Source organism: Mesotoga sp. UBA5557 (assembly GCF_002425715.1).
GTDB lineage: Bacteria > Thermotogota > Thermotogae > Petrotogales > Kosmotogaceae > Mesotoga.
The window spans coordinates 1-21,328 of the sequence record NZ_DIMV01000058.1 but is presented as its reverse complement, the minus strand read 5'-3'; the positions used below and the strand labels follow the sequence as shown (position 1 = coordinate 21,328).

The following is a 21,328-nucleotide window of genomic DNA, read 5'->3' as shown; positions in this document are numbered from 1 at the left end:
CCCGTAAGCCTGCCCTGAAAACGTTTTGTTCAGGGTCATCCCGTGATGCACCTGCACGGGATCTCGCCCTGAAGATCCGCTGCACGCTGGAAGAACCGCTGTGCGCTTAAGAACATGAACCCGCTGATCGCTGATGAAAACCACGTTGTCCGTCAACGGTCCACCGTCCTCCGATACGCGCGCGAGACGTGAGAACAAACGTCGAGAAAGAGCATTGTCGAGAGTTCGCTTCGCTCACGAAAAGGCATCTCTTCAGTCTCTCTCGGTTCTTGAGGTCATGTCCAAAATGCACTTGATATGCTTCCTTTCTGCTCTACAGACAAGATCATTGCATAGTTTCCGCTTTCTGCAACTTCCGCATGTGACTGCATTTGAGATTGTAATTCCTTTTGTGGTTCGTGGTCTTCGGGTTCTGACCGATGCTTTTTAGAGGACGACGATCTTGTTCCCGGTCATTTCACAGAAAGAAGTCAGCCACGAATGAATGCGCTTCGCCACACAGAGGCTGTTAATAATCATCGCATCCATCCAGAAAAGTGAAATGGCACCTGTAGGTTCTAAGAATCATTTTTCTTCAAAGCATGTGGTTGAGTTTATCATCGGTATGATTATCGGCGGAGTCAATCCCGCTTCTGCAGAGATTGATATTAGGAGACCCCTCGCCATTTGAATAAGCATTGGTGTTCCTGAATACTTGATAAACCTCTCGAATTCTTCTTCTTGCATGTTTCTTGTTGAAACAAACAGTCCTGTAATTATCGCCTTGAAAGCTATAATAATCTTCTTTCCGGACTTAAGATTATAAGATATGTCAAGACACAGCTCACCACTTAATCTCTCGTCCTTTCTGCGGATTTCATATTTCGGAGTCAGATCCAAATCAGGTTTCAAGGAGACTTCTTTAAGCTCGCCCCTTATCTCGAAGCTGAGGCTTCTTATTGTATGAGATACTAATTGAAAACCTGCGATTTTCGGTTTCACCTAACACCCCCGTTAAGCGAGAAGCAATAATCATCTTCTTGAGGACTTGCGAAACAAAGATCACCCATATTTACAACTCCCTTAGCTTTCTCTTCCAAATGTTCAAACTCTGCAAGAACCTGGTCATAATGAGATAAGAAAATCTGAGCCAATGCATTTGCGTTAACCCAATACTGTCTAATTAACCCTTTGCTCTCCTTATCAATCGGATTGCCGTAAAGTATTCTCAAATCATCGACCGAAAACCTGAGCGGTTTTTTACCGGGATTGATCGGCATAATCAAGCCTTCAGAGACCGCTCTTTGAATCGTTTTCTCACTGACTTGAAGCGCTTCGGCAGCTTCCTTCTTCGTATAGGTGTTTTCGAGAAGCGACTTTATCGGATCCTCCGATTCGTCAGTAATGTCGTCCTCAAAGGCTACCAAGTCATCTCTAAGTTGGAGCATCTCTTCGTCTTTCGAAAATGAGAGCAACTCAATGATTGCATCGAATGCCTTTCTTCTCTCTCCGGCACTGATACTCTCAAGCATTTCCCAGATTCTGTCAAACATAATCACTTCAATCACCCTCTCTGTTGAACAAAGACAGTTTTTTCCCGAGATTCTTCTGCAGAACCTCATATTTCGACCCAAGTCCTCCATGGGAACCAACATATATCAGGTGTATAGTGTTTGACCTCTTGAAGTATGAATACACTAACCTGCCACGGGAAACTGTCTTCAACTCTATAGAACGCAGTCCCTTGAGAGGACCAGTCTTCATTTCGCCCATTCTCGGATCATTCATCAAGCCAAGTACTATCCCGAGTATCTCCAGTTTGAACTCTCTTGTAGATTGATCTTTGAAATTCTTCTTAAACATCGTATGAGAGAAGAACTTCGGCTCACTGTAATCTATCCCTTTCCTCAGAGCCGATAAAAACTTCTCAACGTTATCAAAACGCAAACCGATCTTTCTCAGGTTCTCAAGAATCTTTTCTTCATCTTTCATAGAGAGTATACCTCTTCATTCAATTAAAGTCAATAGTTATGTCCATATTTGTCCATATATTCAAGTGATTACATATGTTTCACATCTTTCCTCTGTTGCGACTTTGAATAGATAGTGATTCAATACTCATAGGTAGTAAGAGATTGTTAGGAATTGTCGCCCCTCAATTCAATCAATGGAATAGATCCTAGAGGTCCATATCGTTGACCAAGCACATTGCCGGTGTCCAGAAATTTATCGAAGGCGGCTGCCACTCTCTTAGATATTTGAACCATTCAACATCTATCAAAGCTAGAACGTCCATGGGTTTTTCACCTCGCCTCGCTGTTGATTTGGATTTCGTAGAAAGTAACTCTCAAATGTGTCCATTCAGCAAAACAGGAAATCCTCCACTTCTTCTTCGCGAAAGGAAAGCGTTGTTTTTCGAATGATCGACATTTACAGGATAATATACGAACTCCTAAAGGACGCCGTTTTGTATCCGCTTCCAAACCAAAAAAGGGAATCTGTGACTGCATTTCACTATTCCAATTTTCTCGGAATATCTTCTCCGAAGGAGGTTTTTCGCGAGAAATTATGCTCATTGATTCCTCCATAGTGTGTATTGTTGTTCTCTTGTTTTCTTGACTGAGCTCTTACTATTGATCGAACTCCCTATTTCCGGCTCTTCGTTTGACGAATCTCCCTCAAAGGTATCTAGTGCAACATCTTCTAATTCAAGTGAACCGAGCTCCTCTACCATTGGAAGAATGAAAGGCGAAATTGCCCTTGAAACCCTCTGAACCAACTCCTCAATCGTCGTAATTTGGTCTTCGTCCTCTTTGTGGTCTGTAATAAGTGCAAGAGCAATGATTACGTGTCCATACATGTACCTCGCTTCAAGAATTCTAGGATCTGTTTTGGTCTTGCCCTTTTGTTCTGTCTTGAGATGCCAGTTATCAACATTGACAAAGAAGTCGTAATTATCCTCAGATGCTTTAGATATGTGTAGCGCATCATACCTGTCGAACCCGTATCTGTCCCATTCGTCCTCGTAAACCCTGATCACATTAGGTAGATTCAACCCGTGAAGCCCATGAGTATCATCTCCCGGATCCTTAGAAGCCGGTTTCTTTCGCTCTCCTTGTTCGCCGGAAGTCTTCTTCTCCGCTTCAGTAATCAGAACGAAGAATCTCGATTCAAAGATCTCGGTTTCACGAATATCAGATACTCTGGAGTTGTATTCAATTAGCTCTCCTACTTCTGCATCCTCTGGAACTCTTACATTAAGGTTTGCGGTACCGTTCCACAAATTAACAAAGTAGTCCTCTATTTCAACATCTGGAGAGATCAACTCAAAGTGGCCTGAGTCATTCACTCGATAGAAATAGTCATTTTCTGCATCTGTTGTGAATTTCACCCTGAAATATGAATTGTTGATAGGGCATTGCTTTGGTTGGTCTTCACTTAACTTTCCAATAAGAGTGAAGAAAGTAGGGAACCGCTTTCCATGAAACTCCGGCTCACTCGCTATAGATGCTGCTTTGAAAGGATTATGCAACTGCTTGCCCTCGATAAATAGGCGTGATAACGTAGGCGACTTCTTCAAAATGTCTTGAAGAATCTCCTTAAGTGGTCTAGAGTCCTGTAATCTTCCTTCGATCTTCTCTCTCCGCCTTTTTTCATTCAGTTGCCTCAGACCTTCATGCCTTCTAAGAAGATCCTCAAGCTGTCTCTCAATTGCATTTTCGAATTCACCGCCTCTCAATCTATCTCTACTGTTCATAAACAGATCTTCTCGCAGTCTTCCTTGCAAATCAGAACAGTCAACAACAGCAAGGATGGAGTTCGAAACGTATCCAAGAGACACGCGGTTTCTCGTAAAAAAGGCTTTCGAAATGGTCCCTTGAGTCTGACCATTAACTGTGAATAATATCCCTTGATCCTTCTTATAGTTAACCTCTGCTCCATCTTTGAAGGCAAAAATCGATACATTCAGATTCTGTCCCATAACTGAAATCCTTGTCGAACTAGGGAAGCCAGCCTCGAGGTTTTCTCTCTTATCTTCTTCAAGCCTCACCAGCAACCCCGACAATATCGAATGAAAAGTGTGAGCCTGATAACCTGATCTTCTTTCACATACCTTAATAGGTAGTGCAAGCTCTGGAAGCAGCAAAGAAAGCTCGTTGAACAGATCAAATACTGCATTGCTCCTTAAGGAAGGGCCAATTTGATAGTCGTACAGTTTTATGACGGAACCCGACTCGAGAGGTCTGATGTAAGCATGAGGATAATCGCCTGGCAAAGCCGGGATGGAATCTGCCAGGAATCTCAATATTCTACCGTTAGGAGCCAGATACTTGTACGCTGAGCTCTTGACACCCTTGGAAGGGTCTTCCCTTCGGACCACAGAGAAGCCCCACTGGTTATTTGAGCCTGCTTGGGTACTATCAACAATATCGGTGTTTCTTCTTGAGATAACTAGCTGCAGATTGCTTTCACCGCAAAATTGAAGCACTCCTGTTCCGCCCATATTGAATTTGCCCTGAACAAAGGGAATTCGAAGTTTGTTCGACTTATTCAGCGAGAAGAACGTGTTGGAAAATTCATCGGGAAACTGCCCCTCGCCTTTGTCAACAATCGTATAGCACGGATTTCTCTTGTCACCAGTGGCAACAAGTGATATGTTCTCTGCAAGAAGTCCTCTTTCATAGATCTCAACATTGCTAAGTTTTCCCTCTCGGATGCTGAAAAACTCCTTCAAAGCCTGCTGAATACTTTGAGGTGCTTTGGTAGATTGGGGGGAGATCCCTCTCGAGATACACTCCTTTATGAGAACGGCATCTACTGAGTTAATCAACTTCTCAACCAGAGCAGCAGCAGGAGAACGTTGTTGATTGCCTATTGTCGAGAAGTTGTTCTCCATATCTCCATAATACTTCCACGCTGAGGGGTCATTCCAGTAACCGGCACTTTCCAAATAGTGAATGACCTCCCGCTCCGATTCACTTTTCAGTAGCTTGATACACAGCTTTCCATTATCCATAGAACCACCTCGCGAAACACTAAAATGCTTTCGCCGGTTCCATCCGCTTCCCCTCGCTTCAACACTATGCTGCTTCTGCAAAGTTATTAGAAAACTTCAGTGATTATTATCCGAATCTCGGTAAACTACTGAAAGTTCTTGGTAACGTCTTTTTGTGACTCGCACTCATCACCACTTCAATTAAACTGTCATTTTCACGACATTGAAAAGATGACAGAAATCTAAGTTGCAAAATCCGGGTCTAGCAATCTTCAAAGGTTTTCTCGCTGGAAACAAACTATGTGCAAAAGATTGTTACCGATCAATTTGTAATATTTTAGCATTATGAAGTATTCTTTTCCAAAGCAGTTGTTTCACAAACCGGATCAATACGCAGCTAGAAATGAAGATTTATAACTCTCTTTATTGCAATTAGAGGCAACAGATATGCAGTTTTAGCCTCCCAGTGCTAATCTCTCAACGTGTTTGGTAAGTGAATACTGTTAGCTTATCGTGACCAAGTATTCTGTTTAACGGCTGAAGAGCTGATCATCATCTCCTTCAGCCCTCAATCATCGAGCCTGGCGCGCATAAAGGCATCTTCGGGTCCGGCGATGGGTATAGGGATGATTTTGGAGATCGTGTCCATAGAGACGCTTGCGAGATTTGCCATCTGTTCCAGGGGTACGGTGATCGATTTGGCTCCGTTTTCGGCGAGCATCGTTACCCTGTCGACGAAGGACAGTGTGGTCTTGAGGCTCCCCGTTATCGTCATATCTCCTATTATCCCCAATCCTTTCTTCAGGGTGTTTTTGTGTATGGCCGAGAGAATAGAGACGAAGATGGCGACGGTTATGTCATCGCCCACTTCACTGCCTATCATAGGGGTTAGCTGTACTGCTATGTCGTAGTCTTTCAAAGCCGAGTTGGAGGGCAGGTACTTTCGCTGGTTAGAACCTATGCAGGAGACCGTGGTCTTGAGCGCTTCCTTCGCTTTTGACCCACCACCGCTTATGTTCTGCTTTCCAGAACCGGGAACGACTATCGTTTCGACCTTCAGGAGTGTCGTTTTTCCACCGGCTATCGAGACTGTGTAAACAACCCCCGGAGGTAGCGGATCCTGCGAGATGAGAGCCTTGCTCCCTCCCTCGTTCACAGATACATAGGTTTCCTTCTTGCTCTCCTTGTCTATGTACGAGAAGTTCGTGTCCCAGAACTCCAGTCCTCCCAGTTTCTTCAGCTGTTCCTTGACCCTCCTCCTGCATTCTATGGAGAAGGCCAGGACTTCTTCTATCGCTTCTTTCGTGTACTCCCCGTCCGGGTAAAGCAGTTTCAACAAGCCAGATACAGTCTTTCGGACCGCCTTCTCGTCTCTCCTGTTCAGCTGGCTCCCCAGATTGAAGTGTTTATCAAGTGCGTTTACCGCGGAGCTTCCCCTTAAGGACCTCATAACTTCCGAGAAGTAGTCTATTGCGAAACCGAAGTGATCGGTGAATAGCTCGGCTCTTAATTTCTCCACCTCCCAGCCCGGAAGGTAGGCGTGGATTCTGTCAAGCAGGGCGGTGTCCTGCATCTCCACGGGGAATGGTTCAAATAGATGAGACATCTTCAACAGAGTCTGCACGTCGTCGTTAATATTCCCGTTGAAGACTATGCCCGCTTCGGCAACTACCTCTACCTTTCTTGCAAATGAGCCGGCCTCCATAAAGTCTTTAAGCATCTGCAGCGCCTGTTTGTCCTTGAACTGTATGCCGGCAACTTCATCGAAGGCGATCAGATCCCACTCTCCTACGAGGCCGACCTTTCGTGTGGCTATGTTGTAGAAGAGCTGGGCGACTGTAGTGTTACCGCCGGAGAGAAGGAAGGAATAAGGCGAGATTTCTCTGTAAATGTACGACTTGCCGGTAGCCCTCGGTCCGAGTTCCACGAGGTTGTAGTTTTTCTCCACGAGAGGGACGAGCCTGAGAAGTTGGAAGAGCTTCTGCCTCTCGTCCATCTTCTTCGGCTCCAGTCCTATAGAGCGGATTATGAGGTCGGTCCACTCGCCTACCGTGAACTCACTCCGTCTACCCACAAACTGGTCTTTAATGAAGTTACTGAGCTGTATGGGATGAATCTTCTCTACTACGAAGGGCCTTCCCGGGTATGTATTGTGGTCGTAGATCAGATCGATTATCGCCCACATACCACCGAGCAGCATTTTAGGGTGCTCCTTGACAAGTTCGTCAGTTATTACCCCGTTCTTTATGCTCAGATTCTGCAGTCCTGCCACGTACTCGTTCTGCCTTATGTCTAACCAGGCGTCTATCCTGTCGATCACCCTGAAGAAACCCTTGTCCCTCAGCTGCATCTTCACCAGCTCTGCCATATCCGGTCTTAAGAAGTGTTTCTCCAGTATCTCCCTGACGTTTTCAACGCCCTTTATGTCCTTGGGATCGGACAGGTCGGCGTATGTTCCAAGCAGGTGCTCCAGGACGTATGAAGGAACGTTATAGCCTATCTTCAAGTTCCTAACGAGCGACTTCTTTATCACATACTCGGGATATATTTTGAGCACTTTCAGGTCAAGGGCATCCAGCTCCACTCTTATCTCCCCCTATCAGAAGATTCGCTCTCTTGTGGGCAGATATTCACACTCTACCCAGTCCATAAGAGTACCGTCTTCCAAATCTCTAACCTCTATCTTGAAGGTATCGCCGCTCTTTGCATTTATCTTCACAGTTTGGCTGATCTGATCTTCGACGGGCTCCTCCACCTCGAACTTCTCGCCCAGGCACTGTATATACACCCTCGGAGCGATACCGAACAGGTCGATTTCAGTGAAGAGGAAGACTTCGAAGTGATCCTTCTGTAAGACTTTCAATCGGTCTTTATTTCCAATCTTCACTCTCTTTCTCTTCTCTCCGACAATCGGCGTTATGACGATGTGAGGAATTATCACTTCCTGGTGAGTTATCCCTCCGTGCCAGAAGTGGCCCCCGTAGTCTTTGAATACGTTCCCGCTGTTGGCGTACAGTATGAAGCTGCTGCCGGCCTGTTCGTATTTTCCTTCATCTGGTTTGGTGCTGTTAAGGCTGTACCTTACCCCGGATGAGTAGCTGAGCGTCTTGTCCTGTTTGACGGTCTCTCCGGGCACGGGAAGGTAGAAGCCGTGATCGCTCGTGAAGTGTACTTCGTAACCGTCCCTCAGTAGTTTGTCGGCCTTTTCAGACAGTTTAGTCATTATGCTGCCATAGAATTCTATAAGCGCTTCGTGACCCAATGAATCTATATCCCCCGTCTTCATAACCAGCTTTTCCGCAGTCGGAGGATCGGCGTCTATATCATATATCTCAACTCCAGGCACTAGCTCTTTCAGGTTGTCCTCTCTGGCTGTAACGCTGTCCAGTGTCTTGACGGTTTTCTTGTCCACTATGAGGACTTTTCTGTCCTTCAGAATCTTTTCAATATCACCAGAGGAGAAAAGAGACCCCATTCCCACGGGTGTTTCCGTCGGTGTCACCGCCAGTATAGGTCTTCTTTCGATCTTCACCTTGCTCTTCAGTTCAAGATCACAGGCAAGCTCGTACCTGAGGGCATCTACCACGATTACCGCTTTCTTGCCCTCGCCTTCAAGTATTCTGTACAGGAGGCCTGCCTGTTCGGACTGAATTGCAGGATCGTAATGGCTCTTCCAGTGATTGGATACCACCTTCATTATCTGAGTTACTTTCTCCACAGCCCAGGCTTTCAGTCTCTCTGGAAGATGTGAGCTCCTGATCTTCCTGTCGAGAGAGTCGTATTTCCAGAGAGTGTCACCGTAAACCGAGAGGAAGCTTTCCAGCGAGCCTATGCCCGAGAGGTCGGGTTCAGTCAAGAGAGGCTCGAGCCAGAGGAGTTCTTCCCAGTAGACTCCTGCATCTCTGTCTTCAACTCTCTTCTTTCTCTTTCTGGTCCGCTCTTTCGCGAACTCAATCGCCTGTGTGGCGTCTTCTTCCTGCAAGAGAGCCTCTGCTCTTCTCTCGAATATCTCTCGCTCTATGACAGTGAATGGATGCCTGTGATCGTTTTCGAAGAGGTCTATGTGTGCGATAAGTTCCTCTCTGTGGCTCTTGGAGAATTTCTCTGCATGGAGGTGAAGGCTCTCTTCCCACTCGCTCAATCCCGTCCATTCCCTGTAGTATTCGTGAAGCTCATCGCCCGGTTTGTTCTTGTAGGAGGCCTCGAGTATCTTCTCGGCTATAAGGTTTGCCGCTTCTTCTGGTGTGGAAGAGGCCGTCAGTTTCAAATCGAACGTTGCATTAGCAAAATGAGTGAAGATAAACTCCCTCTCCGCCTCCGACAGACTCGATGCGTAGCTGCTGTCGCTCAACAGCTCCCAGAGGCTTTCCTTAACTATCTTGCTTATATTCTCCAAGCCGCGTTTCTTCAGGGCCTGCCACCAGTCTTCATCTTTTGGCAGACCGTATCTCACAAGAGAGACCAGGAAGTCTTTCTTGAAGTCTTTTCGATCTATTCTCAATTCACTCAGCAGGTTTATTGCAGATACGAGCTCTCCATTTCCCCTGTCCCAGTACTCCGCGAGATAGACCAGCTCTTTCTCCGAGTGGTTGGCTATATATACGATTACTTTTCTTCCCGATTGGACAAGACTCTCCGCCTCTAGCATAGTGAGAAACTCCCGCTCGAAATCCTTTAACGTGAGGCAATGCCAGCCCTTGTCCTCGAAGTAAGTGAGGCTATCGCCCAGTAAGAAATCGGAGTCTTTCAACACTACTGGAATTGAGGCGTCCAGCTTCTCCAGTCTTGTCAGTACGATGTCCAGTAAGTACATAGAGCGCTCCTTTTAATTCCATTGACCAGAGTTATACTCTGAAAAGCTCGAAGGCCAGATTAACCAGTTTTTCCGTTCTTTGCTCGATATCTTCAATAGTCCAGTTTTCTTTGTCTCGCAGATCACTGTTAAGGAAGAGCCCGTTCTTGTAGCCTATGAAATTTCCTCTCGTGTCTTTCCTATCCCTCTTTTTCTCGAATGAGTATGTGGAAAGGTATTGGTTGTACCCTGTCAAAGTGAGATTTCCCAGTCTGTGTACCCACTGATCTTGCAACAACTTGGCATTTTCCTTATCCCCACCTGCGACAGATTTCACCCAGGTATCGGGTATGTTCTCGCCTTTTGGGAATATGTGCTCGATAGTCCAAACTAGATTGTTGTTATTGTCTCTTTCCCAGAAGTTAGGCTTGTTCTCCCGTGTAAAACGAGATTCCTCGATCTTCGTCAGGATGAACCTTGTCGCTTCCGGGTTGTCATAGATATCTCCGGCGAGCATCTCTCTAAAGCGTTCATCCGGGGCAAATCTCTTCCTGTCTGTCAGAAAATCCTTTATTGTCTGCATACTAAAAGATTCTTTTTGTGACTCGCAGAAGTCTATTGCGTCTATGAATATCTTGTCCAGATCCCGTGTTCCGGGAAAGTCCGTTATGTTCCTCCTTATGAAATACTTCACCAGCAGTTCCGATGCTTTTACTATTAGATCCTCTTTTTCACCGTGTTCGGAGAGGAGGTACAGCAGAAGAGTATAACCGGGTGCGCCTCCAACGTTCTGGAGGTCGAATAGGTGATTTCTAAACTCCTCGCCATTTCTGGACTCGAAAGAAACAGAGAAGCGACCGTAAATTTCGGCCTTCTGGACCAGTTCCTGCAACGTCTTATCTGGGTTTTTCTCTATGAGAGTTTCGTATATGGTTATTAGCTTAGATTTAGTCGCTTTGGAGATTCCCGGAAAGCGTACTTCTTCTCTGTATCTGAAGGCGTTGTAGTATTGTCTCAAGAACCTCTCCTGATCTCTGTATTCAGGAATATGAGTTATTATCCTGTTCCAACGATTGAAAGCATCATCTACTTCCATCACGTTAGTTCGTTCTAATTCGGCAAGCATCTTGTTTTTTATTATGTCCATAGGAGACAGCGGTATTCCCCTGTTATTTAGGCTTTCAAATAGGGTGAAAGCGTCGGCGTGATTCGCCACTTCGATCTTCACCATACTTGCCGAATTCAGTCGGTCGAGAAAATCAGTTACTTGCCCTTCCGATTCCTCTTTCAATTTGCTCTGAAAATACCTGAATGCCGTGTATATTCTTCTGTTTCCGGCAAATGGAGCTCTGTCATTGGTTGATTGAATTATTCCGTTTTCACTGAGAAGAGAAAGGTAGTCGGAATAGTTCTTGTTCTGAAAAGAAGGTATAACCCTGGGAGTTCTCCTGTCCTCGGGTTTCTGCACGAGACGGTTCTCTAGGTTCATTATAGTATTAAGGTTTTTCAGGTTCGTTTTAGAGTAACGTTGGTCGTCAGTTCGCATATTGCTCCCTTCTTTGAGCCGAGCAAATACAACTAGATAAAGAATTGAGATTGTTAGCAATCTCTGTTGGCCGTCGATAATTTCGAGCGGTTTGACGTCCAGTGCGTCAACTCCCTTGTCTATGCAGATCATAGAACCGAGAAAGTGGTCCTGATTCTCGTAGATGTCGTCATACAGGTTATCCCATTCCCGTTTGCCCCAAACATACTCCCTCTGGTACTTCGGAATCTCATATCTTATCTTTCCGTCGATGGCAAATAGCGCCGATATTTTATAGTTTGCTGCCGACTGAATCATCGTTCACCACTCCACTTTCAGCATTTTGTCCATAAGCTTCTTGCTGAGGACGTCGAATTTTAGCAGCCCTTTATTCTGGAGAGGCGCTATGTTTTTGGCGACGCCTCCATCCAGTTCCGGGAGATAGCTCCCGTCAAGCAGCTCGCCGAGGGCTTCTGAGAATCTCTCCAGTTCGGCCAGTCTCTCCATTAGCTTTTCTCTGTTCTTTTCGTCCAGTTCGGTGGCCAGCGTGTTTTCAAGTGTCCTCTTAACACCACCCAGGTACTTCGATCTCAGAAGAAGGAGCTTGTCGTAGCTCCAGCTGTGATGGAGAACGAAGAAGTTCACGCTCCCCTTATCCGATGTAAGCTGCCAGATTATTGGTCGGCTCATATACCTCTTGGAGTGATCCTTGAAGAAGCTCTTCAGCAGGTATTCTTCCAGTCTCTTGCCCAGCAAGTTTTCTACTTCGTTATACGTGTCTCCTATGCCGAGCTCGCGCCATTTCTCGACTATCCTGGTAACGATGGAGGTCTCTCCAGTATCCGTAGAGAGTGAGAGTATCCCGTCGTTATCCTCTCGCATTATCTCTATCGTGAGAGCCTGTATGTGCTCAGAGATAACGTCCTTGACCGCTTCTGCAGGAAGGGTGTCAATTTTCGCCAGCTCTTCCACCACGGTCACGGGGCTGACTTTCAGAGTCCCGGCCAGTTCCTCGACTATGCCGAATTCCATACCCGTTATTGCCTCGCTCTTACCGGAGCCTCTATCGTGTCTATGTTTCAGATAAAGTTTCTTGAGTGTCTTTCTCTCGTCTTCTCTCAGGTCTCTGGCCGGGTACGCGCCGACGGGTACGCCTTCGGATTCGAGGACCTCGAGAACGGCAGCGTAGAGGTCAGAAGAGCCGTCCTGCGTCCTTCGTCCCAGATCGTGTACCCCTCCTTCGTTAAGAGCAGAAGGCGCATCTTCCGTGAGCGACCCCAAGAGCCCGGATTGTGTAATCACATCCAAAAGTGTCAGGTCTTCTGGCAGGAGTTCGTAGAGCTTCAATACCAGTTCGTCGTTTACAGCCTCGTTTATAAGCAGCCTTGCCTCTAGCTCTGCCTTATGGATGAAGAACTTCTTCAGGGCGTCTTTCACCCTCACTTGCCTGCCCTCTTCTCTTAACTCCTTCAACCCCCAGGAGAGCGGATCGTGTTTGAAGTCGCGTTCCATAACGTGGAAGCCATATAGCTCTTTCTTTATCTCTATGCAGTCCTGCGCGAGAGAGGAGAGAGTCACAGGAGAAGTGGACAGTAATTGGTGACTTGTGGTTAGTGGAGTTAAAAGCCGAGAGCAAGAAGAGAGACTGCCCAGAAGAGACTGCATCTCATCCGAACTTATGGCTTTACTCCCCAAGGCTGATGGATGCACCGTGGGTATGTTCTTCAGATCGCCTACCTGATAATGTACAGTAGGGTTAAGAAAAGAGAGAAGATAGTTTGACAATCTACAATTCATAACGCACAAAATGGATAGAGGGTTTTCGTTCGGAAAAACAGCAGAGGCTTCTGTATCAAATATGTGGTTTCTTGGCAGAAATCGTTCACTAAATGCAGATGAAGTTGTCCTAGAGAAATTCAACCCTTCTCTGAAGCAGTAGGATTCATTTCTAACAAATGCTCTTCCATATGTTTTAATAAGGATTCCGTCATCTTCCCAACAAACTACCCACCACAGATTCCCGTACCACTTGTTGTAAGGCCCTCCCTTGGCATAGGGCACCCATTTCTTTCTATCGCTCTTGTAATCTAGCGAGATGTCTTCCTGCCTCACTTCCCACCAAAAGCGGAGGAAGCGGTCGTTATCTGCAGTTCCAGTGCCCAAAGCAACGTGAGCATATTTTTCCAGGGGCTTGTACTTCTTGAACAGCTCCCTTATCCTATCGCTTATCCAGTAAACGAAGGGATAGCCCGGGATCTTCTTGAACTCGGATTGGTTAAGAAGATGAACATAAGTGCATTCCTTTCCGTTACGTATAGCTTCAACGGCCTCTCTTAACGCTTCCCTCTTGGCCTTCGCGCTTCCCCTTTCGAACTTCACCAGATTGAAGAATATACAATCATCGCTGTTAGGCTGCGCCTTTCTTAGCACAATGACGGCAGTATCCACAAGAGCCTCGCCGAAGACCCCCCCAAGTCCGAAGTGCACAAAATCCACCAATTGATTCTTGTTCAGTATCCACTTTCTTGTCTCATCATAACTGGATATGAACATATACGTCTGGGGGGTTATCATACCGACATAACCGTCTTCATCGGCGAAATCGGCACATCTCTTAATGAAAGCCGCATACAGGTTCTTGTCGAAGCCCTTGAATCTGTCCTTAAGGAATTTCTTGTAGTTGTCAGTCATATCCGACGAATCGAGATAAGGAGGGTTGGCTATCACCACATCGTACTTCTGAATCAGAAGTTCGGCAAAATTCATCCCCTGTTCTATGTACTCGCCGTACTCCCTGTTCGAAGATACCGCTCCTTTTATGTCTTCCAGCACTTTTATCTCCGTCTCGCTCCAGGCCTCTTCACTGAAGAACATCACATCGCTCTTCTTGCGCTTCTCCTTGAGCCTTTCCAGCTCCCCGGTTATATCCAGGAGAGAGCCGACGGCGCTGGCGTCCTTCAATTGGCTCCATATAAGGTCTATGAAATCCTGCACCGTGGTATCGCTCCTGTACTTGTTTCTCACGGTTGTGAGTTCAAGGGAATCGGAAAGGTGGAAGTCTGCCGATACGACGTTCATAGTGTACTTCTTCTTATGCCTGTCAAGTGTCCTCGCCTTCAGGTATAGGGAGAGGATCGTCAGCTGTGCAGCCCTGTCGTCGAGATCGATTCCGTAGAGGTTGTTCTTCAGGATAAGCGATGAAATCTCATCTCTGTTGTAATCTCTCTCTCGGTACATCTTACTGAGCAGCTCGAAGGAATAAAGGAGGAAGTTGCCGCTCCCGCAGGCCGGGTCAAGTATCTTGATTTCTTCAAGCTTCTTTGGCTCCCTTTCCCTTTTAAGTTGCTTTTTTTGAATGGGTATCTCTATCTCGTCATACAGCGGGGAATCGGGATACATCTCGAGGTAGTACCTACCAAGAGTGTTGTCCACGATGTGTTTTACGACCCAACTAGGTGTGTACTGCTGCGACTGGTAATGAACGTTAGACTGGTCTATCTTGGCCTTACTGTCTTTCAATAGCCGCCTTTCGGCGATGTTGTAATACTGGTAAATCCAGCCTATTATGTCGTCCTTGAGCCATTCCTCTTGAGCTATGGAGTTTATAAGATCTATTACAGTCACCGTGTCGTTTGGTCGCGGGAGAAAGCCGTAACGACTGCCGTTATACAGTTGGGGCAGCTCCTGCGATAGAGTCTGGAAGATTTCCTCCAGAATGGTGTTTATTCCCTGGCCCGGTTCGCTGTTTGCCTGCGGATTTCTGCTGAGATACAGGAAATGAGCCTCGCTCTTCCCACCGGTGTCTATGTTCTTGGTGACATACGTCCGCTCGATCAACCCTCTTGCTTCCATTACTTTCAATCCGACCAGCCTGTTTAGAGTGGTGAATGAGGCCTCTTGCACGAACTTCTTTCTCGCTTCTTTTGCACCGAGCTGTTTCTCATCTGCCAGTATTATGGGAAGTATCCGGCTTCGCAGCTCTTCGAAGCCTGCCACGGAGTTTCCCGTATCATTGTTCTCTGTAATGCCGCACTGTTTCAAAAGTAGGGGGTACGATCGCTCCAGAGTCTCACGAATCTGTATTATCGTCTTTTCGAGATCGGCCATATCAGTCCTCCAGCTCTATCTCTAGCTCGGTGTCTTCGGAAACGGAGAGTCTTTCCAACTTGTTTTTGAGTTCACCATAGGTGAGCTTTCTCTTCAGTCTCAGTCTCTTTGGCTGTACTTCAGGCTCTTTCCCTGTACCGTTCGACTCTTCAGGTGGTTTTTCTCGCATAAAACTGTCGAAGGAGTCTTCAAGCCTTTCCAGCTTGTGCTCGAAGTCTGTTATGTAAAGCCTGGCTTCATTGAGACCCGTGTGGCACTTCTCGCACTTTACGGAGAACTGTATCTCAAGCTCTCCGCAAGGGGCGTTGGGTCTTATGAACCAGTCTTGATCTCCCGCTCTCTTTCCCAGTGCGTTTTTCTCTTCCTGTATGGAGTCGAGATACTTGTTTATCTTCGCCAGCCATTGGTCTCTCTCATCGTGAATGGGATTGAAGTAACTCTTGTAGGTGTTGCGCAGTCTCTCGAAGATGCTGTCGAGATCGGTGCCGAAGGAGGCTATGCTGGGCAGAGTGTCATTGTACTCTTTCAAGAGCGATGAGAGCTCTTCGCTCTGCTCTTTCTCGAAGGCGTTTTTGGAGATTTCACCCTCCAACTCTTGGAGGAAGACCTTCTGCTTACGTATGAGCTCGTAGTTCTTCTCGAGGAACTTTTCCGTCTTATCGGCAGTTTCCTTCAGCTCTCGTATCGAATCCCTTTCACGAAGAAAGACGTCAAGACAGTCGTTATCGCCACCGGTGAGAATGTTTAGCATCGTTCTAATCGTGTCGAGGTTCCACCTAACCTCTGCACCGAGTTCTTCCATCCTTTTCTTCAGTAAATTCATTCTCTTGTCGAGATGTTTCATCGCCTCGAGCGCCCGGGAAATGAATTCGCTTCTCGGCGACTGTAACGACAGCCTCCCGTCATCCAGCAGCGGGTTTATGATGTCCATAAGATATTGCTTGTCGGATGGGTTGAGCACCACACTGCGACGTATACGTGCCTTCTTGAATTCGCTCACGCTTTTCAACGCTTTATGGACCTCCGCCTTACCGTAAGAGTCTGAATTGTTCACCATTATCTTCCCACCACGTATGAGACAGGCAATTGAATAGATTATCGTTTCAGGGGTCCAGCCGTACGGAGCGAGCGAGAACTTCTCGAGCAGAATTTCACCCGTTTGATCTTCTCCCAGAGAGGCTATTACAGGTGAGATGATCTTGTGTGTCTCGATCAGGTCTCCATTGTCGTTGAAGACTCTGTGGTCGTCATCTACTTTGAGGGTTTTCAGCGTGTTCTGCGGTCTTGTCAACGCTCCTTCTATATCCTTGCTCGTGGCGGTCGTGAAGGTGATTTCGGTGTAATGGCCGGGTATGACTTTTTCCTTGAGGAGATCCTTGAGTTCGTTTATAAGGCTGGAAGTGGGTTTTAACTCGCCTTCGTAAAGAAGCTGTCCCGAGTCTATTGCCTTTCGCAGCTCCCTGCCCAGTTCGTTTCTCTTGTCGTTCATTATCCTGCCGTATTTCGTGAGGATCTCGTGTATGCCTTCTCCCGTCTTCTTCGTTCTGAAGGAGTTCAATGAAGCGTCCAGGCTTTTTATCTCCCTGGCTAGATCACCAATTGTCTCGTTTATCTCAGGGATCACATAGACCGTATCGCGATGGTTCATAGACTCGAATTCGAGACCTTCCACATCGACACCGGCAAATGAGGCGATGCGAACCTGGAGACCCTTCTTCTTGCCGCCGATCGCTGCGTTATCCAGGTACCATTCTATGTGAATGTAGGGGCCTTCTCCGTAACGGATTTCCTTGTAGTTGAAGATGTTCAGCAACTGACGGACTATCTCTTCGTTTCTCTTGGGTATGTCTATAACCGTGTTTTCCATCTCTGCTATGAAGTCCCTCTCGAGATCGGTTACGAGCGTTATCTCTCCGTTGTATCGGGTAACGTATCTGGCCTTCTCGAGGTAGTCGAGGGCATCCTTGACTTCCTTAGTCAGCTCGTACTGTTTGTCGAAGATGTTCTTGCAGAGCATACGGGTTATTACAGTCTCGCTAGCGCCAATATTCTTAAGGTTTTTCACTATGTGGAGAGTCTTGAGTATGTCTGAGGCTTTCACGTTCTTTCCCCTGTACTGGTCGGCACTATTCACGAGATGGGTTACTCCCGAACCGAAGAAGGAGGGACCCAAGGCGTCGAAGAGATCGGTGGCGCTCACTATCCGACCGAACTCTTCGTCTTTCAGATTCTTCAGTATTGAATCGACGAGGAAGATAAACTTGCGGGCCGTAGCCTGGTAATATGTCGAGCCTATTGTGTTCTGCACTAGATCGGGGAGTAGCTGGAACTGGTATGGATGGAAGGGGTAGTAAGTCATAAGATCGTCTTTTGTTTCGGTCTTTCTGTAATTTCCGTTCGTGTCGCTGAGGGTAGTTATGTTCCCCTGGTTTTCACGCATCGTCTTTTCGAACAGGGGCTCTGCCTCTATCTTTTTCTTCAGCAGTCTTTCGCGGGCGACCTCATCCACGTTCTCGGATGTGAGATCGAGCCTCACTTCGAAACGGTCTGTCAGTTTGCCCAGCTTCCGCTTGTCGAAGTCTCTGTTGGCTATCAGCTGGTCGAGCTTTTCCTGTGAGGTTACTATTAGCCTGACCGAGCCCTTTCCCTTCGAGGCGAAGGCCTCTGCGACTCCTTGCAGGGCCAGTATTCTGTCTTCGTTATCTTTGAGGGATATTACGTACTGCCCTATTTCATCCACTATGAAGACGAGTCTCTTTCCGGTCTCTCTCGTGTAGTCGACGCAGTGTTCGGCAAGAACGCTCGGGGAAAGATTATCGTATTTGCTTACCGCAGATTTCAGGAATTCGCTTGCTTCATCCGCGGTGTAATCAAGCCTTTCGGTCATAGCCTTTACAGCGTGGCGACGGAATTCACCGACATTTCGAGCCACCTTCGAGTAGTCGTTTCCGCTCTGCTCTATGTAATTGCGTACCTCTTCGAGGTGCCCGAATGTATCTAGTTCATACTCCATTATCGCTACGTTAGGGAATGAGGAGTAGCCACAGGTCTCGAGAAACTTCTTGAAGATAGATTGCTGTATCGTCTCCATATTGAGAGAGCTGTCTGCCGTCATTTCGAACATAACGACGGTACTCGCTATGCTGTTCAGCGCCCTTATGTTTCCCTTTATGAATTCCGGGTTCGAACAGTTGCTCAATCTCTCGTTGAAGAGTTCTCGGGCCGTTATTCCCTTGGGCAGAGTGTGGTTGGTGAGCAGATACCCGAGTATCTTCGCGAAGTAGGACTTTCCCGAACCGAAGAAGCCGGAGATCCACACACCTATCCTGTCAGTAGAAAGAAGCTTGTAGTTCGTCAGGAAGGCTTCAAGGTGCTTCTCTATCTGGTGGGTGACTATGTACTGGGAGATTTCTTTCTCTTCGACAGCGAGGTCCTGCTCACCGGCCTTTATTACGAGAGGGACTTCGTCATCTATGTTTATCCTAAGAAGCTCTTTAATCTTCATTCCCCTTACCCCCCTAGCCCTTCTATCTCAAATTACCAACGCCCTGTAAACCGAAGTGGTGTGTCTTCCATCCAGGAAGGTCAGTATGTGTTCCTTCCTCTTTCCGGGATAGATAAATAGAACGGGATTGACGAGTTTACCCGTCACTTCCTCAATTAACGGATTAAGACCGAAGAAGCCGTTCAGTATGCCAAGCCTGTGTATAACCGTTAGAGAGCTTTCCTGTGAGGCCTTCACTATGCGCTCTGTCATATTCGAGTGCAGGAGATGAGCGAAGTCTTTTATGCAGGACTTTCCAAGAAAGGAGAAGTCATCTGCTAGGTTGTCCATCCCATAACTGGTGGCAGTCTCCGAAAGGACGCTTCCCAGGTTCAGCAGCTTCAACTTGCCCTCAAAGCGTATCTTAAGCTCCCTGATGGCTGTCGTTTCTTCCTTGGGAGAGACTATTAGGACCACGGCCTTCGAGCCTTCGGTTTCACTCGTAAGTGAATCTACCCTTTCGAGTTTTTCCGAGAGTATGTTCAGCTTCTCTGAAAGAGAAAGGTTATTCTTCAAGTGCATCCGGCAGCACCTCGAAATCTATCTTAGGTTCCAGTCTCACTATGTTTCCGGCCATCGCGAACTCGATTATTCCCGAAGCGTTCATTTCCACCAGGTAAGAAACAAGATCCCTCTCGTCTAGGAGCAGGTACTTGAAATCGTCCGAGTGCAGGATTTTCGATGGGGAGAGACCTGAATTGAAAAGGAAGTAAAGGATAGCCATAACGCTATTCTTATTTGGGCGGAAGTAATTCAAGTCTATGTTTCTTCCATTCGCATTCGCCATTCCTAGTTTAGAGGTTATGGCGAGGTAATTGGTTACCCTCTTATCCGACATATATGCGGTAAAGCCTTTCTCCTTGACGATGCAATCAATAATGTCTTCACGAAGCAAAAAGGCGGCTCCTTTATGGTATGCAGGGAATATCTGCTCGAGTGTAATGGCCCTGACCAATTCGTCTCTCTCACAGTTCTTCCAGAAGAGAATCTCTCGTTTAGTCTGAGTCTCTATGGTTTCAGAAGTCATTATGCGCGCGAAGACTTTCAGAGCTTCAGGTGAGAAACCTTTCACGTAGTCTCCTATGAGCCAACTTGCCAGTCTTCTTCTGTATTCGCCAGAACTGACTCGAAACGGATCGTCTAAAACGAGATGACGTTTTATTTCCTCTGCGCTCCTTCCCTTAATAACTTCGGCCATTATGTAAATGACATTCTCTAGATGATCGAATGCTCTGTTGAGGTGCGTTTTTGAGTTTGACGGCATATAGCAGACCCTCCACATTAGGTAAATAGATTATAACAACGTGACTGTCATTTCGCCAAGTACAAAGTCTGCTGCTCAATTGTAACGTCATCTGATCTCAAGTTGATACTGACTCTCTTGAGTAGATTCAATTATGATGCATTACGCTGACCATAAGACCTGTCTCTCACGCTATAATCGCAGCATTCTGCATCTCTAGATTCAAATGGATTTGTCGCAGGTTTTTCCAATACACATAGATGATTGCTGAGTGTGAAGCAGACTGAGACAGCGGACTCCTGAGGACGAATCAAATTACCCTGTGTACTCTTCGCAGGCATCGTAAACTTCCAAGAAGTATTGAAATCCCCATTTGAATAGGCACTAACGCTCTCAGCCATTTGAGCAAACAAAAGGCGTATCAAACATTGCAATCTAGGAAATCATAACTACAAATCACTACCTGGATAAGAAGACTTTCAAAGACGAGTGATTATCTTTTTCGGGAAACGGAGTAAATGATTGTATCTTTTACTATTAGATTTCATCTACATGAAAATAGGTGAATTTCACCTGAGCTTGGTGTTTGGAGTTCTGAATCTATAAAATGATGAATGATATGCGCAGACCGGTCTTCTGAAAGCAAGAAGAGCCTATTCGATTTTCTGAACTCTCGATGAATGAGGAGTGATTAAGGATCTCCAGGCAAATGAAGGAGTGATTGAAGATCTCTAGGCATCGGATTCTTTGTTTTGCATGGAATTCATTTAATCAGTCCTGCTTTCGAAAAACCACTCTGGATGGTTAGATGGTCGTTCTTCTCTTAAGGAATTCCGGGCTCTGCTAAAGGAGGTGATCCTATATGAGGTTTGAAATTAGAAACAGCCGAACACAAAGCAAATAAGGAGGGAGAAGAGGTGAAATCCAACTGTGTCATTTTCCTAAGCACTGGAAGAGTTATTAAGGCAATTAGTTGCAACAAAACTTAAAGGATCTTTAAGTATTTGGAATCGGGGTTTCTTTGTGATTATGATTTGTCCAGTCGGAGTTCTGTGCTCCGATTCTGTAAGAAAAAACTCAAAACGAAAGAAGGTGTGCTGAACGCTGGGGGTATGGGGTAGCAGTGTGCCAAGAAGGCGAAG

11 protein-coding genes are annotated in these 21,328 nt (G+C 46.4%); all 11 read right to left on the bottom strand.

Annotation, left to right across the window (positions count from 1 at the left end; all coding sequences use genetic code 11):
- Positions 1 to 564: 564 nt before the first annotated feature.
- On the bottom strand, positions 565 to 981 hold the full coding sequence (locus B3157_RS07705) for a protein-export chaperone SecB (protein WP_292589937.1): 417 nt from the start codon (positions 979 to 981) through the stop codon (positions 565 to 567).
- Positions 978 to 1,601: a helix-turn-helix domain-containing protein gene (locus B3157_RS07700; RefSeq protein WP_292589935.1), complete on the bottom strand. Its 624-nt coding sequence runs from the start codon at positions 1,599 to 1,601 to the stop codon at positions 978 to 980. The genes B3157_RS07705 and B3157_RS07700 overlap by 4 nt, the downstream gene beginning before the upstream one ends.
- The gene (locus tag B3157_RS07695) at positions 1,540 to 1,971 is read right to left on the bottom strand and encodes a type II toxin-antitoxin system RelE/ParE family toxin (protein WP_292589934.1); all 432 of its coding nucleotides are present in this window, start codon (positions 1,969 to 1,971) and stop codon (positions 1,540 to 1,542) included. Before B3157_RS07695 ends, B3157_RS07700 begins: the two co-directional genes overlap by 62 nt.
- A gap of 580 nt (positions 1,972 to 2,551) precedes the next feature.
- Positions 2,552 to 4,996, bottom strand: coding sequence for a hypothetical protein (locus B3157_RS07690; RefSeq protein ID WP_292589932.1), 2,445 nt, complete (start codon positions 4,994 to 4,996; stop codon positions 2,552 to 2,554).
- Positions 4,997 to 5,543: 547 nt separating this feature from the next.
- The gene (gene brxL, locus B3157_RS07685; protein ID WP_292589931.1) at positions 5,544 to 7,559 is read right to left on the bottom strand and encodes a protease Lon-related BREX system protein BrxL; all 2,016 of its coding nucleotides are present in this window, start codon (positions 7,557 to 7,559) and stop codon (positions 5,544 to 5,546) included.
- Positions 7,560 to 7,574: 15 nt separating this feature from the next.
- Entirely contained in the window at positions 7,575 to 9,788 is a 2,214-nt protein-coding gene (locus B3157_RS07680) for a PglZ domain-containing protein (RefSeq protein WP_292589929.1), read from the bottom strand.
- A gap of 31 nt (positions 9,789 to 9,819) precedes the next feature.
- The gene (locus B3157_RS07675) at positions 9,820 to 11,610 is read right to left on the bottom strand and encodes a DUF262 domain-containing protein (RefSeq protein WP_292589928.1); all 1,791 of its coding nucleotides are present in this window, start codon (positions 11,608 to 11,610) and stop codon (positions 9,820 to 9,822) included.
- 3 nt (positions 11,611 to 11,613) lie between these two features.
- Positions 11,614 to 15,399: a BREX-1 system adenine-specific DNA-methyltransferase PglX gene (gene pglX / locus B3157_RS07670; protein ID WP_292589927.1), complete on the bottom strand. Its 3,786-nt coding sequence runs from the start codon at positions 15,397 to 15,399 to the stop codon at positions 11,614 to 11,616.
- Between the two features lies 1 nt (position 15,400).
- Positions 15,401 to 18,904, bottom strand: coding sequence for a BREX system P-loop protein BrxC (gene brxC, locus B3157_RS07665; RefSeq protein ID WP_292589926.1), 3,504 nt, complete (start codon positions 18,902 to 18,904; stop codon positions 15,401 to 15,403).
- Between the two features lie 27 nt (positions 18,905 to 18,931).
- Positions 18,932 to 19,465: a BREX protein BrxB domain-containing protein gene (locus B3157_RS07660; RefSeq protein ID WP_292589925.1), complete on the bottom strand. Its 534-nt coding sequence runs from the start codon at positions 19,463 to 19,465 to the stop codon at positions 18,932 to 18,934.
- Positions 19,449 to 20,207 carry a hypothetical protein gene (locus B3157_RS07655; protein WP_292589924.1) on the bottom strand — a complete coding sequence of 253 codons (759 nt, stop codon included), beginning with the start codon at positions 20,205 to 20,207 and terminating at the stop codon, positions 19,449 to 19,451. The genes B3157_RS07660 and B3157_RS07655 overlap by 17 nt, the downstream gene beginning before the upstream one ends.
- Positions 20,208 to 21,328: the final 1,121 nt, after the last annotated feature.